12 protein-coding genes are annotated in these 15,205 nt (G+C 62.9%); 2 read left to right on the top strand and 10 right to left on the bottom strand.

Annotated features, from left to right (window positions below; genetic code table 11):
* Positions 1-573: 573 nt before the first annotated feature.
* The 3 genes from HMPREF2978_RS01685 to HMPREF2978_RS01695 all read right to left on the bottom strand — a co-directional run bounded on the left by HMPREF2978_RS01685 (position 574) and on the right by HMPREF2978_RS01695 (position 4,516).
* Positions 574-996 carry a transposase gene (locus HMPREF2978_RS01685; protein ID WP_070743793.1) on the bottom strand — a complete coding sequence of 141 codons (423 nt, stop codon included), beginning with the start codon at positions 994-996 and terminating at the stop codon, positions 574-576.
* A 172-nt stretch (positions 997-1,168) separates the two neighbouring features.
* Positions 1,169-3,355 carry a 3-hydroxyacyl-CoA dehydrogenase/enoyl-CoA hydratase family protein gene (locus HMPREF2978_RS13520; RefSeq protein ID WP_070743795.1) on the bottom strand — a complete coding sequence of 729 codons (2,187 nt, stop codon included), beginning with the start codon at positions 3,353-3,355 and terminating at the stop codon, positions 1,169-1,171.
* The gene (locus tag HMPREF2978_RS01695; RefSeq protein ID WP_070743797.1) at positions 3,356-4,516 is read right to left on the bottom strand and encodes an acetyl-CoA C-acyltransferase; all 1,161 of its coding nucleotides are present in this window, start codon (positions 4,514-4,516) and stop codon (positions 3,356-3,358) included.
* Between the two features lie 331 nt (positions 4,517-4,847).
* Here HMPREF2978_RS01695 and HMPREF2978_RS01700 point away from each other — a divergent pair, with 331 nt between their 5' ends.
* Both HMPREF2978_RS01700 and HMPREF2978_RS01705 read left to right on the top strand, forming a co-directional pair.
* On the top strand, positions 4,848-6,011 hold the full coding sequence (locus HMPREF2978_RS01700) for an NRAMP family divalent metal transporter (protein ID WP_210398328.1): 1,164 nt from the start codon (positions 4,848-4,850) through the stop codon (positions 6,009-6,011).
* Entirely contained in the window at positions 6,002-6,781 is a 780-nt protein-coding gene (locus HMPREF2978_RS01705; RefSeq protein ID WP_371326352.1) for a putative hydro-lyase, read from the top strand. The genes HMPREF2978_RS01700 and HMPREF2978_RS01705 overlap by 10 nt, the downstream gene beginning before the upstream one ends.
* A gap of 344 nt (positions 6,782-7,125) precedes the next feature.
* Here the strand turns inward: HMPREF2978_RS01705 and HMPREF2978_RS01710 are convergent, their stop codons facing one another.
* From HMPREF2978_RS01710 to HMPREF2978_RS01740, 7 genes are all read right to left on the bottom strand, one after another.
* Positions 7,126-7,725, bottom strand: coding sequence for a GntR family transcriptional regulator (locus HMPREF2978_RS01710; protein ID WP_070526452.1), 600 nt, complete (start codon positions 7,723-7,725; stop codon positions 7,126-7,128).
* Positions 7,726-7,747: 22 nt separating this feature from the next.
* On the bottom strand, positions 7,748-9,547 hold the full coding sequence (locus HMPREF2978_RS01715) for an acetyl/propionyl/methylcrotonyl-CoA carboxylase subunit alpha (RefSeq protein ID WP_070526449.1): 1,800 nt from the start codon (positions 9,545-9,547) through the stop codon (positions 7,748-7,750).
* A 24-nt stretch (positions 9,548-9,571) separates the two neighbouring features.
* Positions 9,572-11,119, bottom strand: a complete 1,548-nt coding sequence (locus tag HMPREF2978_RS01720) for a 5-oxoprolinase subunit B/C family protein (RefSeq protein WP_070743801.1) — start codon at positions 11,117-11,119, stop codon at positions 9,572-9,574.
* Positions 11,119-11,880: a 5-oxoprolinase subunit PxpA gene (locus HMPREF2978_RS01725; RefSeq protein ID WP_070743803.1), complete on the bottom strand. Its 762-nt coding sequence runs from the start codon at positions 11,878-11,880 to the stop codon at positions 11,119-11,121. The genes HMPREF2978_RS01720 and HMPREF2978_RS01725 overlap by 1 nt, the downstream gene beginning before the upstream one ends.
* 262 nt (positions 11,881-12,142) lie before the next feature.
* Entirely contained in the window at positions 12,143-12,817 is a 675-nt protein-coding gene (locus HMPREF2978_RS01730) for a hypothetical protein (RefSeq protein WP_070743805.1), read from the bottom strand.
* Positions 12,818-13,103: 286 nt separating this feature from the next.
* On the bottom strand, positions 13,104-14,087 hold the full coding sequence (locus HMPREF2978_RS13400) for a sortase family protein (RefSeq protein ID WP_246818711.1): 984 nt from the start codon (positions 14,085-14,087) through the stop codon (positions 13,104-13,106).
* An 88-nt stretch (positions 14,088-14,175) separates the two neighbouring features.
* Positions 14,176-15,153 carry a DUF2891 family protein gene (locus HMPREF2978_RS01740; protein ID WP_070743807.1) on the bottom strand — a complete coding sequence of 326 codons (978 nt, stop codon included), beginning with the start codon at positions 15,151-15,153 and terminating at the stop codon, positions 14,176-14,178.
* Positions 15,154-15,205: the final 52 nt, after the last annotated feature.

The following is a 15,205-nucleotide window of genomic DNA, read 5'->3' on the forward strand; positions in this document are numbered from 1 at the left end:
TCTTTTCCTGTCGGTGTTGGACAGTCCATCCCACGACCTTGCGCGAGTACAAATCCAACACCGTGTAAAGATGAAAGCCTTTAGTGACAAAAGATCCTGGCAGCCACGTGATGTCCCAGCACAGTACTTGCCCGGGCCTATCTGCGGTGACAATAGGAACCCCTCGCGCTGGTGTAGCTGGCCGCCTGCGCCGTTCTAATGCTGGAAACAGTTGAGCGTTAATCCGGTAGAACGTCCGAATCGACGCTAAAAGCGGATCGGGACCATCAAGATGATCAAAAAAGATTCTGGCAACTGACAAGCCTTGCGCCCGCCCGCGAACAAGCAGCTCAGCAATGCGTGTGTAATCACTTTCATCTAGCTTGCGAGGATGAGGCAAAGACTCACTAGGTGCCTTGCATGGTCGAGGATTGTGCCGGTAATACCAGGTCGTTCGACCAAGACCAATAATCTTCAACGCGCGGGTTAAAGAGTAGCCCGCCTCAACCAAGCCTTCGACGATGAGTTCTTCGCTTTTAAGAAACTCAACATAATCAGCACGTTGCTCAGCAGTTAAAGTACGGCCACCACGCGTTAATCCTCGGAATACTTCTGCATGATGGCGATAGCTTTTCCCATGGCATCAACTGCCCGACAGTGAGCTTCAGTCTGCTCGGCCTTACGAGCAATGATTTCGTCCTTTTCCGCTAACTGCTGTTTGAGCCTGGCTATTTCATCGCTTAAGGCCTCATTGCTTTTGCGGAGGCGCTTGTACTCATTGATATTTTCTGGGCACACAGGGATATTGTGCCTTGGCGTAAGCCCTGTGGCTAGATCCCCGCCGGCGAACTGCTTCCGCCAACGCTTAAACGAGCTATAACTGACACCGATGGAGTCCAAGTACTTCCGGCGCTGCCCATGTTTAACCGAGTAGTACTCAAGGACCACCTTCTCCTTTTGCTCTGCGGTATACCGACCTTGCGGAACCATATCCTCTGGCGGGATGGAGATAGCCATGAACACTTTCCTTTCTCCCCCGGCAATCACCGGGGACTACTGGGATGTTCACAACTCCATTGGCAATAAGGGATAAGGGACCATCTCCACACCAAAACCCCATACAAATGGTCCCTTTGCTGAGTAAAGGGGACCAGAGTAAGGGGACCATTTGCGATGAGGGTGGCGCAGGCTAGTTGTTGAGCGGCTTGCGGGTCGCGGCCATGTGCTTGGCGCGCTCCACGTTGGCGGGCAGGAGGACCAGCGGTACGTCGTACTCCACCTCGCGGTCGCAGAACTCGGTGAAGCTCAGCGAGCCGGAGCCGGTGTACATCTCGGCGAGCTTGGCCACGATGACGTGGTCATTCTCGGTGGTGCCCTCGATAGGCCAATCGCGGTCGAGGGCGGGGGAGCCGGAGTACATCTCAATCTCCTCATCGGCCGGCGGGGTGTAGGAGCCGGCCAGGGTGGCGGCCTCCTCCATAGCGCGGGCGAGGACGTGGTCGTAGGACATGAGCACGACATCATCCGAGGACAAAAAGCCAGCCTTCTGTGCCTCGAAAGCAGACGAGAAGTTGCGGGCGGACGCGATGAAATCGAAGGCCTTCTGGTGATAGTCTTCGACACCGGCCGCCTTGAGGCGCTCCAGTGAGGAGATGGTGCCGGTCCAGCCGGGGTAGAGGCCCACGGTGCGCTCCGGGAAGCCAAGGCGGGTATCGGCGTGGGCCACGATGCGGTCGCAGGCCAGAGCGGTTTCGAAGCCGCCGCCCAGAGCGACGCCACGCACAGCGGCCACGACCGGAACCGGGGCGAACTTAAGGGCGCGTAGGGTGGTCGAGCCGTCCGAAAGGAGGGATTCGACGAGCGAGGCATCGCCGGACTCACCAGCGGAAGCGATGGAAGCGAGGTCTGCGCCCGCGCAGAAAACCGGCTTGTCATTACCAATAACCAGCGCGACGAGGTTCTCCGAGGTCACGGCGCCCAGAGCGGCACGGATGACTTCGAGGGCGGGCGTTGGCAGGGAGTTCATCGGGGTGTGTAGGTCGATGATGCCGATGCGGCCAGCCGGGGTGGAGACCGCGTGGACAGCGCCCGCCTCCTGAGACACGATGGTCTCCGCATCCAGAGAAGCCAGGGTGACAACACCCTCGCGCGGCGCGAGTTCCTGACGTTCTCCCTGAGAAGAGAGCACCGAGCCCTTGCCGTAAAAACCGCCCGCCGAAGCCGCGGCGGAGACCAAGGCCGGGACGTTGGAGCCGTAGGCGGAGGCGACCCAGTCGATGCCGATGGCGTCGGCAAGCGCGAAGATGCCCTTCTTCCAGCCGAAACCAAGAGTAAGGCCCTCGTCGATGAGGCCCACGTGGTCCGCAATGTCAGGTGCGACCTCGCAGCAGTACGCCAGCGTGCCGAGGAAGACGGCGCGGGCAAAACGGCCGCCCGGCGAATCGGTCTCCATGACCTCGCGCGGATCTTTGAGTCCCACGACAGGATCGGTGGGCTGAGTGCGGGGTACGTATTCGTAGGAGGCGTTGATGACCTCGTCACGGCCGCGGTAAAAGCCGCCGTCACCGGTGCGGCCGGTGAGCCCTCGAGAAACGAGACCTTCGATAAAGGAGTCATCGCCGAGGGGGACGTCAAGAAGCGGATCGCCCGCCGGCAGGGCCGTCTCCAAAGACTTCCAAATCGGCTTGACCAGCTGGAGGCCGATGTAATCGAGCAGCCCGAAAATACCGGTGCGCGGAATGCCGAAGGCACGGCCGAAGGAGGCGTCGGCAAGCTCGTAGCTCACGTCGAACTCGCGGGCGCGTGCCACACCGGCGGCCATCCAGTAGCAGCCCACGCGGTTGGCAATGAAACCCGGGGTGTCGCGGCATTCGAGCGCAATCTTGCCCAGGGTTTGCTCGATGGTCGTGCGCAGAGCGGCCTCCGTGGAGCCGGAAGCGATGAGCTCCACTAGACGCATGACCTTCGGCGGGTTGAAGAAGTGCGTGATAGCGAACTTCTCGCGGCGGGCCTCCGGCACGCCCTCCAGGAGGGAGGCCAGCGGCAGGGTCGAGGTGTTCGAGCTCAACAGAGCGTCCGCAGACAAATGAGGCTCAATGGCCTGATAGAGCGAATGCTTGGCGCCCAAGTCCTCGAAGATGGCCTCGATGACCCACTCGCGGTCCTCCAGCAGGGCGTAGTCATCGCTGGCGCGCACGCGCTCGGCGAACTCCGGCAGGTGAAAACCTTTGCGCTTGAGCTGGATATCGACGCCGCGCTGGGCGCCCTCCGCATTCTGGTCCAGGAGCACGACGTCCATGCCTGCCGACGCGCACAGCGCCGCAATGCCAGAACCCATCGAACCCGCGCCGATGACGGCTACCTTGGTGATGCTCATTTACTTCGCTCCATTCTCAATAATCATGGCGATTCCCTGACCGCCGCCGATACACATGGTGACCAGGCCATAGCGCTTGCCCTGGTGGCGCAGCGCATACGCCAGCTTGGTCAGCAGGATGACGCCCGTGGCACCGACCGGGTGGCCGTGCGCGACGGCACCGCCATAGATATTCGTCTTCGCCGGGTCAAAGCCCAGTTGGTCCTGCACGGCGATGGCCTGGGCGGCGAAGGCCTCGTTGGATTCGATGAGGTCGATATCCTCCAAGCTCAGCCCGGCCTTCTCCAGCGCCTTCGGGACGGCAGCGATAGGGCCGATGCCCATGCGCGTCGGGTCCACACCCGCGATGGACCAGGACACAATCTTCGCCAGCGGGTCCAAGCCACGCTTGGTCACCTCTTCCGCGGTGGCCAGCACGGCGGCCGCCGCGCCATCGTTGATGCCGGAGGCATTGCCGGCGGTGACGGTTCCGTCCTTAACAAAGACCGGCTTGAGCTTCGCCAGCTTCTCGACGTCCGTCTCCCGCACCGCTTCATCAAAGTCCAGCTCGCCGACGGGGACGATTTCCTCGGCGTGGACGCCCTCCGCGCGGGCCTGGGCGGCGCGCTCCTGGGACTCGGCGGCGAACTCGTCCTGGCGCTCGCGGGAGATGTTGTTATCGGCGGCGACGTTTTCTGCGGTCACGCCCATGTGGCCGGTGCCGAAGGGGCAGGAGAGCGCGCCGGTAAGCCAGTCGTAGAGCTTGCCGTCACCCATGCGCTTGCCAAAGCGTGCGCCTTCGACGGAGTAGGGCGCGTTACTCATGGATTCCGCGCCGACGGCGAGAGCTAGGGAGCCGTCGCCAGACTGCAGCAGCTGCGCCGCGCTGATGACGGCCTGGACGCCGGAGCCGCAGAGGCGGTTGACGCCCATGGCGGTGGAAGAGTCCGGCATGCCTACGTTCCGGGCAATCGCGCGGGAGAGGTAGAGGTCCTTCGGCACGACGGGCATGACGTTGGAGGCCACGGCGGTATCGAGGTCTGCACCAGTAAGCCCCGAACGCTCAATAGCCGCTTCGGCGGCAAGCGAACCGAGCTCGGTAAGGGAAAGGCGGGCCAGGCTACCTCCAAATTTGCCAATAGGCAGGCGCGCGGCTCCTGCGATGTAGATGTCCTGGGGCATGAGTTCCTCCGTAGATTAAACGAATCGCTATTAGTTAAAGCCGTATCCTAGGTCACTTTTTAGTGTCGTGCAATAGGGCCTGCATCCAGGTGTGTGTGGCGCTGCAGTTTCCACAGGGTGTAACGTGCGCCACCCCCGCGCTGTTTACAGATTGTTCAACAACCCCTATGCTTTCACCAACGTTTAATGCGACCTTCGTCACGAAAGGTGCCCAACAATGAGCTTGGAATCCACCAACCCCTCCGCTTCCCAGAAAACTTCCCAGGAAGCAGCCCAGGGAACTAAACAGAACGCGCCGACCGAGGCACAGGCCCCCAAGGGCATCGGCGCCATGGCAGGCGCCATGTTCCTCATGGCCACCTCCGCCATCGGCCCGGGCTTCTTGACCCAAACCTCCGTCTTCACCGTCCAGATGGGCGCGGCCTTCGCCTTCGCGATTGCGTTGTCGATCATCGTCGACATCGCCATTCAGCTGAACGTGTGGCGCGTCCTCGCTATCTCCGGCATGCGCGCCAACGAGCTGGGCAACACCGTCCTGCCTGGCCTCGGATGGTTCCTCGCCATCCTGGTCTTCATCGGCGGCATGGTCTTTAATATCGGCAACATCGCCGGCTCCGGCTTGGGCCTGAACGCCATGCTCGGCATTGATGCCCGCATCGGCGGCCTCATTGCTTCCGCCATCGCCATCTTCATCTTCCTGTCCAAGCGCGCAGGCGTCGCGCTCGATCGCATCGTCGCTGCGCTGGGCGCCATCATGATTCTGCTCATGCTCTACGTGGCGATTGTCTCCCAGCCGCCGGTGGGCGAGGCCCTGAAGAACACCGTCATGCCGGAGAGCATCGACTTCTTCGTCATCACCACCCTCATCGGTGGCACAGTGGGCGGCTACATCACCTTCGCCGGCGCGCACCGCCTTATCGATTCGGGCCTGTCCGGCCCGGAAAACGTCGGCGCGATTACGAAGACCTCCGTGCTTGGCATCATCGTCACCGGCATCATGCGCGTGCTGCTCTTCCTCGCGGTCCTGGGTGTTGTATCTACCGGTGTTGCGCTCTCTGAGGACAATACGGCCGCCGATGCTTTCCGCCACGCTGCTGGCGAGTTCGGTCTCCGTGCCTTCGGTGTTGTTCTCTTCGCCGCCGGCCTGTCCTCCGTCATCGGCGCGTCCTATACTTCCATCACCTTCGTGACCACCCAGAAGATCAACCCTCGCACCCGCAATTACCTCACCGTCGGCTTCATTGTGGTGTGCGCGATCCTCTTCGCTATCCTCAACTCCGCACCGCAGAAGCTGCTCATTTTCGCGGGTGCGTTCAACGGCATCATCCTGCCCATCGCTTTCGCCATGGTGATGTGGGTAGCCTTCAAGCGTCACGACCTCACCCACGGTGTCAAGCAGCCGATGTGGCTGCTCATCGCTGGCGTCCTGGCTCTACTGCTGGAAATTTTCATCGGCGTTAAATCCATCTCGGGAATCGTTAACCTATGGGCATGATGCAGACTCCCGCAGAGGTGCGCGCTTTTGCCCGCACACACGACATGACCACCACCGCCGGCCATGCCCGCGGCTTCATGCAGGCCAACCTCATTGCGCTGCCGCGCGAGTACGCCTTCGACTTCCTCCTTTTCGCACAGCGCAATCCCAAGCCGTGCCCCATCGTGGGCGTGCTGGAGGCCGGGCAGTTCACCTCTGACCTCATCCCGGGCGGAGACATCCGCACGGACATCCCGGCCTACAACATCTATGAGGACGGCAAGCTTACGCAGACGCTTGACGACGCTTCTCCCTTCTACTCCGACGACATCGTCTCCTTCCTCATTGGTTGTTCCTTTACCTTTGAGAATGCGCTCGTGGAGAACGGCATTTCCATCGCCCACATTGATCAGGGCCGCAACGTGCCGATGTATCGCACCTCAATTCCCTGTGCGCCGGCTGGAGTCTTCTCCGGGCCGATGGTGGTCTCCATGCGGCCTATCCCCGCGAGCCAGGTTTCCGATGCCGTCCGCATCACCTCCCGCTATCCGGGAGTCCACGGCGCCCCGGTTCACGTGGGCGACCCAGCGGCCATCGGCATCGAGGACTTGTCGCAGCCCGATTTCGGCGAAGCCGTCGACATCCCGGAGGGCACCATCCCGGTCTTTTGGGCGTGCGGCGTGACCCCGCAGGCCATCGTGATGAACTCGCGGCCCAGTCTGGCTATCACGCATGCCCCGGGCAAGATGCTCGTTACCGACATCCCGGACCGCGATTTCCTCATCCCGTAGTTTCTACGCAAGCGGCTGGAGTGCTTTTGAGCCTCGTCGCTCCGTTCCACGCCGCCACGGCCCCTGCCGTGACTAGGCACCTCACAATAGTCGCGGCGCACCTCCGACTACGGCGCCGAGCACGCTGCCGCGTGGCCCGACAGCAGATGGCATCTCACAAAAGGCATCCCGCAGATGGCATCTGCGAACTGTGCCGAAGCCCGGTCAATAGCCGTTTGCGCGGGCGAAAACGGAACCGCAGGCGAAGAGAGCCCGTAAACACAGGGCAGGCCTGCGGGCGAAAACGGAGCCGCGGGCAAAGAAGTACCTGCAAACGCGGGCGGTCCTGTGCCGCGGAGGCGCGGTTAGAGGACCCGAAGAATCGAGTCCATCGCGCGCATCAAGTCTGCGCGGCAGGCATCGGCGGCCGCCTCGCGCTCACCCTGCACGATGAGGTGAGCCAAGTCGATGTTGGCTTGCACGTGGTTATCGTGAATCTGCGGGTAGCGCTCCAGCGTCAACAAGAAGGTCAGGCGCATCCGCGCCAGCAGGTGCGACATTGAGCGGTCCAGCGTCGGCGAGCCCAAGCCAGCGACCAGCTGCCGATGGAAGCGCTGGTTGATGAGGGGGCGGGGAGCGCCGTCTTGCACGGCGGATTCGGTCAGCCGCACCAGCTCGCCCGGGTCTTCGAAGGTGGCGTAGCGCGCCGCGGCCGGTTCGATGGCGGCGCGCGCCAGATAAAGATCGCGCACGAAATCGGTATCCGGGGTGGCGATGAAAACGCCTCTGTGCGGAATGCGCTCCACGATGCGCTCGGAAGCGAGCATGGCGAAGGACTCCCGCAGGGTGTTGCGGGAGCATTCGAAGCGCTCGGCCGCGCGGACCTCGCTGAGCTGCTGCCCAGGCATGTACTCGCCCTCGGAGATGGCGGCGCGGAGCGCGGAGGCGACGGAATCTGCAAGCATGCGACTTACAGTAGCCCGCCGCTTAAGAAATCGTGGCGATTACCGCGCCGGGTTCCAACCTCGAGCCCTCCTTCGCAACACGGCTCAGCTTGCCCGCGGACGGAGCCTTGACCGCGGATTCCATCTTCATGGCCTCAATCGTGGCGATGGCCTGGCCTTCCTCGACCGTCTCGCCGTCCTCGACGTTCCATGCCACGAGGTTGGCCTCGTAGGGGCTGGTCACTTCGTTGCCACTGGCGCTGGCACCGGAGGCCGCGCTTGCCGGCGCCCCCTTCACCTGTCCCTGCGCCAACATATCGGTGGGGAAGCCCACGCTGACTAGTTTGCCGTCGATCTCCAGCGCAACGCGGGTGCGCTGCGCGTAGATGGCCTCGACGGGGACGGTAGCGCTCGTGGCTTCCGCGGAGGGACGGTAGTTGTGGTCGAGCCAGTCGGTGTAGATGCCGGCCGCGGCATCGGCATCGCCGTGGTCCACGAGGACCTGGGAGGAGACCATATCGCGGTGGAAGGGCAGGACGGTGCGCACGCCCTCGATGTCGAATTCCTGGAGGGCCTGCTGTGCGCGCTTCAGCGCGATCTCGCGGGTCGGGCCCCATACTAGGAGCTTGGCCACGAGCGAGTCATAGTAGGGCGGCACGATGGAGCCGGAGCGTACGCCGGCGTCCACGCGGATGCCAGGGCCGGTTGGTGGCTCGAAGCGCACAATGGTGCCCGGGCAGGGAGCGAAGCCGTTGAGGATGTCCTCGGCATTGATGCGGAACTCGAAGGCGTGGCCGTCGGACACGGGGTCTGAAGCGTCTGAAGCGTGCGCTTCAGACGGGGAAGAGGTATCTGACGCGGGAGCGTCAGATAGGAAAGACAAGGGCTCGCCCGAGGCGATGCGGAACTGCTCCGCAATGATGTCCACGCCGGTGACCATCTCAGTCACCGGGTGCTCCACCTGCACGCGGGTATTGACCTCGAGGAAGGAAATCGTGCCGTCCTCGGAGACGATGTACTCGACGGTGCCTGCACCGGTGTAGCCGACCTTCGCGCAGATGGCGCGGGCACCTTCGTGGATGCCGGTGCGCTGCTCGTCGCTAAGCGCAGGCGCCGGGGCCTCCTCAATGAGCTTCTGGAAGCGGCGCTGCGTGGAGCAATCGCGGGTGCCCAGCACGGCGACGTTGCCGTGCGTATCAGCCAGAATCTGCGCCTCCACGTGGCGCGGGTGGGTCAGGAACTTCTCCACGTAGCACTCCGCGCGCCCGAAAGCCTCCTTGGCTTCGCGGCCGGCGGAGTTGAACGCGGCCTCGATGTCCTCGAGGTTCTCCACCACCTTCAGACCGCGTCCGCCGCCGCCATAGGCAGCCTTGATGGCGATGGGCAGGCCGTGCTCCTCAGCGAAGGCTCGGGCTTCCTGCCAGTCATCGATGGGATCGGAGGTACCCGGTGCCAGCGGGGCACCGACCTCCTCGGCCACGCGGCGCGCAGCAATCTTGTCACCGAGCAGCTCGATGGACTCCGGCGAGGGACCAATCCATGTCAGGCCGGCCTCGGCCACGGCGCGGGCAAAGTCGGCGTTCTCCGAGAGGAAGCCGTAGCCCGGGTGAATGGCATCCGCGCCTGCGCGCACGGCGATATCGAGGAGTGTTGGGATATTCATGTAGGTATCCGCCGCAGAGTTACCGGGCAGCGCGTAAGCTTCGTCAGCCACCTGGGTGTGCAGGGCGCCGGCATCGGCCTCGGAGTAAATGGCGATGGAGCGGATGCCCAAGTCACGCGCGGTGCGGGCGATACGGACGGCGATCTCGCCGCGGTTAGCAATAAGGACTGCAGAGATCATGGGTGGTTGTTCCTTTACTAGTGTTTAAGCGAGTTCAAAGCGGACCGTCGCTCCCGGCGGGAGTTGCGCGGCAATATCAATATCTTCTTCGAGGACCGTGGCGATGACCGGGTAGCCACCGGTCACGGCGTGATCACGGAGGAAAATCACGGGTTCGCCACTCGGCGGTACCTGGACGGAGCCGGCCACCATACCCTCCGAAGCCAGCTCGCCCTCGCGGGCGCGGCTTAAGCTCACGGAGCCCTCCGGGCCGACCAGGCGCACGCCCACGCGGTTGGACTGTGCGGTCACAGTCCACTCGGTGGCCAGGAAGGCCTCCAGGCTCTCAGGCGTGAACCAGTCATCGCGCGGACCGAGCACGCAGCGCAGCACGCCCTCGGTCTGGCCGTGCGCGCCTTCGCGAACGCGCATCGGGTTGCTCAGCTGGGCATCGGTCATCGCGGTGGAGCGGGGGAGGACACCGATTACGTCGCCAAGCCGCACTGGTGCAGGCCCCAGCCCGGAAAGCACATCGGTGGAGGCCGAGCCCAGCTCTGCATCCGCCACGATGCCGCCGCGGATGGCGATGTAGTTGCGCAGGCCTACCGCCGCGGGATCCACAGTCACAGTCGAACCAGCCGTGACGAGCACTGGGCGCGCGAGGTGCACCGGCATATCGTCCAGCAGGACGCGGGATTGGGCGCCGGTGACGCACATGACTGCGTCGGTCAGCGCGCGCAGACGGATGCCACCGATGTTCTCCAGCACGGTTGCCCCGCGCGGGTTGCCCACCGCGACGTTGGCCGTGGCAGCCGCTGCCAGGTCCGCCGCGCCCGAGGGCGTGACACCCAAGTTGCCGCGGCCGGGGCGACCCTGATCCTGGAAGAGGGTGAGGAGGCCCGCATCGAGGACCTCCAAGCGTGGCAAGCGCGCCGGGGTGCGGCGGCCAAAAGGCGTGGTCGACACCACGTCCGGCAGCGAGCTCACCGCGCGATAGCGCACGCGGTCACCGGGCTGCACCAGCGCTGGTGGGTGGGCATCGGATTCCCACATCGGGGTCGAAGTGGTGCCCAGCAGCTGCCAGCCGCCGGGGGAGACGCGCGGGTAGACAGCGGAGAAACCGCCGGCAATACCGACGGCCCCCGCCGGCACCGCGGTGCGCGGGGTGGCGCGGCGCTCGATGTTGAAGTTCTGCGCCGGGTCAGCCGGGGTGCAATAGGTAAAGCCGGGCGCGAAGCCGCCAAAGGCAGCGAGCCACTCAGTGGACGTGTGCCACTCAATGAGGCCTTCGCGCGACATACCCATCAACTCGGCGGCCTCGTCGAGGTCCTCACCGTCATAGAGAACGTCGATTTCCACGAAGCGCGGATCCTCGCCCGCCTGCGCGGTGGGGTGGAAGTCCTGCAGTTTCTCGGCGGCAGCGGCGGCAGAGTTCGGGGTGGCAAAGGTTAACAACAGGGTGGTGGCTGCAGCAATGGCGTCGACTTGGTCCTTGAGCGGATTAGCGTCGAGTGCCGCGTGCCACGCCATGACCTGGGATAAGTCCTCCAGCTCCACGAGCAGCGCGCGCGTTCCTACGGGGTGAATATGCATCAGATGGCGCTCCGAATCTCAATTCCGCGCTCCTGCAGCTCGGCGACCACACCGCGCAGCAGTTGCACCGCGCCGGGCGAATCACCGTGCGTGCACACCGACTGGGCATCCACGTTGAGCACGGAGCCATCGATGGCCGTGATGGATCCGGTTTCGGCGACCTCGAGCACGCGCTTGACGACGTCCCCCTCATCACCCATCACCGCATTCGCCTCTCGCCGCGAGACGAGCGTGCCATCGGGGTTGTAGTTGCGGTCGGCGAAGGCCTCGCGGATGACGGTGAGCCCCTTCTTCTCCGCGATGTCGACGGCGATGCCGCCGGGCAGCAGCATGACGGGCAGGTCGCCGAAGGCCTTGATGCCGTCGATAACCGCGTGGGCCTGGGCCTCGTGGTGGACAATAGTGTTGTACATCGCGCCGTGCGGCTTGACATAGGCCACGCGGGTTCCGTTGGCCTGGGCCAGGGCTTGGAGGGCACCGATTTGGTAGGTGACTTCGTCGGCAAGCTCGGCAGGTGCGTAATCGATGAAGCGGCGCCCGAAGGCTGCCGGGTCGTTATAGCCTACGTGCGCGCCGACGGTGACGCCTGCTTCTGCGGCCGCCTTGAGGGTGCCCGCGATGGAGTGCGGGTCGCCGGCGTGGAAGCCGGTGGCGACGTTGGCGGAGGAGACGAGCTGGAGCATCGCGGCGTCATCGGCCACGGGGTTGCCGGCGGTGGTTTCGCCGAGGTCAGCGTTGAGGTCTATGTGCAGCGCGCTCATAACAGGAGGACACCTCTTCTGTAGTTCCCAAATTGTTGAACAATCTATGGGTGCCTAGTGTAGCCCGCATCACGCCACTTTGTGAAGTGTGTCCCTCATCTGTGTAGTTGTGGGAAGTGAACGTACCCCCATCGCGACGGCGATGGGGGTACGGCTGTCTGGTGCTGTCACTGAGATGTTGCTGGGGGGAGTGTGGGGTAAAACGCAAAAGCCGCGTTCCTCTGCCTTGAAAAAGAGGAACGCGGTGTGCGGAGCCTAGTTCTTAGGCGAAGAACTTGCGGCGAGCGGCGAAAGCGCCAGCAGCGATCATGGCTGCGAAGGCGAGTGCAGCGAGGCCACGAGCGACGGTGTTGGAACCGGTCTCAGCGGAGATACCGCGGGACTGTGCCGGTGCCTGTGCGGCGGTGTTGTCAGCAACCTGGCCGCCCTGAGCGATGACCTCGTCCTTGTTGGCGTTGAGCATCTGCTCGGAAGCGGCCTTCTCCTCAGCGGTCGGGGTGCCCTGCTGTGCAGCCTCCTGGGACTTCACGTAGGTCTTGCCGTCCTGGGACAGGTACCAGGTCACGCCACCGATGACGAGGGCTGCCGGGAGTGCCAACCAAGCCAGCTGCTTCTTGTCGAAATCGGACTCGGAGGAGGAGCCCTCTTCTTCCTCGGCCGGAGCTTCTTCTTCAGGAGCTTCCTCTTCGGGGGCCTGCTGAGCCTGCAGCTGCTCCCAAGCCCACTGTGCCTGCTCTGCGGTCATTTCGGTGGTTTTGTCCAACTCGCCGTCCTCGTTGCGGTGCGCGTAGGTACCGTCGGCCTGCCTCTGGTAGGTCACGCCATCGAGTTCAAACTCGGCCGGGGCCGGAATCTGAGCAGAGGCAACGGCGGTGCCGCCGAGTGCGAGGGAACCAGCCAGGACGGCTGCGGTCAGAGTGCGGTTGATGCGCTTCATAAGTTTCTCCTTGTGAGGATGGTGAGAGGGGTTCGATCCAACGTGAACCACAATAGTCACAACTTTCACATCGGTCACAAGGTTTGGGGGTTAGTTTCACTAGCATGGCGGATGTTTATCGCGTTAATTGAACTGCGTGTTCGACGTATGGAGGCTCGCTTAATTGGGTCCATGGTGTGTGCTGACCTGCAGGAACATGTGTAATGAAAACTGGCGAGCTGGGAAAATGCTCGATAGAAGCGTAGTAGACCGCATGCCCCCCTCTATGGGGGTATGGCAGGAAGCTCTAGCCTTGGTCTGTGGCAGCTTCAGGTGTTTCGGCTACGCCTTCAAACTGCCATCCCACCACGGCATTGCGCACCGCCGCTGCTAGAGGGTTGGCTGGCTGGATGCAGCTGATGGTGAGCAAGCGGCCGGGCTGGGCATCGGCGCCCCAAATGCTCTCATCCTGCTCGAGGCCTTCCTTTGAGGGATCGTGTAGATCCGTTGCGGTGTACACCAGCCACTGATCCCCGGAGTTCTGTGTGCGCAGGTATAGCTTGTCGCCTATAGACGCCTTGTGCTCATCTGCCCGGCCGTCATAGAGATTATTAAAGACTGCCGGTACGCCCGCGCCGGTATGGCCAGCAATGACCACGATGTCCTGAGCATCCGTGCCGGGTAGTGAATAAGGTTTATCCTCCGCCGTGTAGGTGCAGGCCTTATTCATCGAGTCCGGATTAATCTTATTGTCTTTGACTCGGCAGGAGCCCTCCTCGAAATCTGTGCGCACGTCAATCGCGGGGATGTACATTTCGACTGCGGGGGAGGGCTCGATGACTGCGGCGGGTTCTGCGACCACGTCGGTGGGTTGCGGCGCGGGGGCCTCTGGTTCCTTATTGAACTTAAGCGCGGCGACAATCCCGATGAACACCAACGCCAGGATCAGGAGGACGCCCATGCCGCGACGGCTGACAGGCTGGCGATGGCGCGCTGCGTGGTGCCGTGGTGAAGTTCCTTGCTTTCTCGTCGGCGCTGTTCGTGTTGGTGCTTGTTGGGCAGCTGCCGATGGGGAAGCAGAGCGCCGGGAGGGGGTGGATACCGATGAGGAAGCAGCTGATCGTTGCTGGCTAGGGCTGCGCCGTGGCTGGTAAGGCGGGCGCTCAGGGGTAGAGGCCGCGCGGCCTTGAAGAGAGCGGATGCGGCGTGCACGTTCAGCACGAAGATCAATACGGATTCCTTCTTCTGGCAGGCGGTAGTTATCGCGCTGTGCCGAGTAGCGAGAATCCATGGTGAGCTCCTGAGAAGAACGATAATTAGAAAATTACAGTACTACTCAGTAAGTGACTAGTCCGTAAGTACGCGTCATCAATCGCTTGTTACCGAAGTCCATCCAAGGGCTTCCGCTCACTGGCGAGCTGAAAGCGTAGTGCGTAGGTGATGAGCCAGTGAGTGGACATGAAGTGGCCGTCGACAAGCTGTGGTTGCGCACTGGCCGCCAGCGCTTGGGCGCGCGGCAGGACGGAGGCATCGAAATGCTCGGCGAGTTCAACGAGCATCCATGCCCTGGTCAGTGCCAGTCCGTGGCGGTGGGTGAGGAGGCCATCGGTTGGATCGAGTACCTCTGGGATTGTGGTCAAGAAGTCCAGCGCTTCGGAACGACGGGGAAGAAAGACATCAAACCAACGCGGGAAATCCGGCAGCACGCGGGACATGAGTAGTGCTTCAGATAGTCCGTTGGAGAGGAAATCGTGCCCGGAAAGCTCCCAGTCCAGTGGGTAGTCGCGGTCATTGCCGAAAAGGCGGACGGCAGCCTCGCGCACCGAGCTCGCCAGTGAATCTAGCCTGATCTTCTCCGCGGCCTCGAGAATGAGGAAAAGGCTGAAGGCGGTATTGGAATGCATGCCGTGGCGCACCGGTTGGTTGAGCGATTCAAGCCAGTCGTGGCAGTGCTGTGCGGTTAGTTCAACGAGTTTGTCCATCGCTTCACTCGGGCGAACCGAGGCGAGCTGCAACAACCAAGCGCGTCCATAGGGCATCTCATACCCGGGGTGTTCGACAAGGTAGTTGTATTCGACGGTGAGGGCTTGGGGGCTGAGGCGATCGTCGAGAAGCGCGGCAAGACTGGTGGGGGATTCCGGTCCGAGAACCTTGTTTAGTAGCGCGCCTGAGTACTGCATGTGGACGCTGGAGTGCCAGTCGAAGCAGCCGTAGAAACTGGGGTGTAGCTCGCGTGGGCGCACGGTGCATTCATCCGCATTGGTGCTCGTGTGGTGCATCGCGGCGGGAAATTCGCGCTCGAGTGCGACCACAATTGCTTCCGCCCAGGCGCTGGCACAAGTTTCTAGCGTGGTCATGCATCAAGTATGGCAAAGCTGAGAGTACCGCTGCAGCGCTCGGCAGATTCCG

This window comes from Corynebacterium sp. HMSC074C01 (assembly GCF_001814605.1).
GTDB lineage: Bacteria > Actinomycetota > Actinomycetes > Mycobacteriales > Mycobacteriaceae > Corynebacterium.

Bases quoted from the DNA above. Each gene is read 5' to 3' on its own strand.
- HMPREF2978_RS01730 (WP_070743805.1), bottom strand. From the start codon at position 12,817: ATGAAGCGCATCAACCGCACTCTGACCGCAGCCGTCCTGGCTGGTTCC.
- HMPREF2978_RS13400 (WP_246818711.1), bottom strand. From the start codon at position 14,087: ATGGATTCTCGCTACTCGGCACAGCGCGATAACTACCGCCTGCCAGAA.
- HMPREF2978_RS13520 (WP_070743795.1), bottom strand. From the start codon at position 3,355: ATGAGCATCACCAAGGTAGCCGTCATCGGCGCGGGTTCGATGGGTTCT.
- HMPREF2978_RS01695 (WP_070743797.1), bottom strand. From the start codon at position 4,516: ATGCCCCAGGACATCTACATCGCAGGAGCCGCGCGCCTGCCTATTGGC.
- HMPREF2978_RS01685 (WP_070743793.1), bottom strand. From the start codon at position 996: ATGGCTATCTCCATCCCGCCAGAGGATATGGTTCCGCAAGGTCGGTAT.
- HMPREF2978_RS01720 (WP_070743801.1), bottom strand. From the start codon at position 11,119: ATGCATATTCACCCCGTAGGAACGCGCGCGCTGCTCGTGGAGCTGGAG.
- HMPREF2978_RS01710 (WP_070526452.1), bottom strand. From the start codon at position 7,725: ATGCTTGCAGATTCCGTCGCCTCCGCGCTCCGCGCCGCCATCTCCGAG.
- HMPREF2978_RS01725 (WP_070743803.1), bottom strand. From the start codon at position 11,880: ATGAGCGCGCTGCACATAGACCTCAACGCTGACCTCGGCGAAACCACC.
- HMPREF2978_RS01715 (WP_070526449.1), bottom strand. From the start codon at position 9,547: ATGATCTCTGCAGTCCTTATTGCTAACCGCGGCGAGATCGCCGTCCGT.
- HMPREF2978_RS01700 (WP_210398328.1), top strand. From the start codon at position 4,848: ATGGCAGGCGCCATGTTCCTCATGGCCACCTCCGCCATCGGCCCGGGC.
- HMPREF2978_RS01740 (WP_070743807.1), bottom strand. From the start codon at position 15,153: ATGACCACGCTAGAAACTTGTGCCAGCGCCTGGGCGGAAGCAATTGTG.
- HMPREF2978_RS01705 (WP_371326352.1), top strand. From the start codon at position 6,002: ATGGGCATGATGCAGACTCCCGCAGAGGTGCGCGCTTTTGCCCGCACA.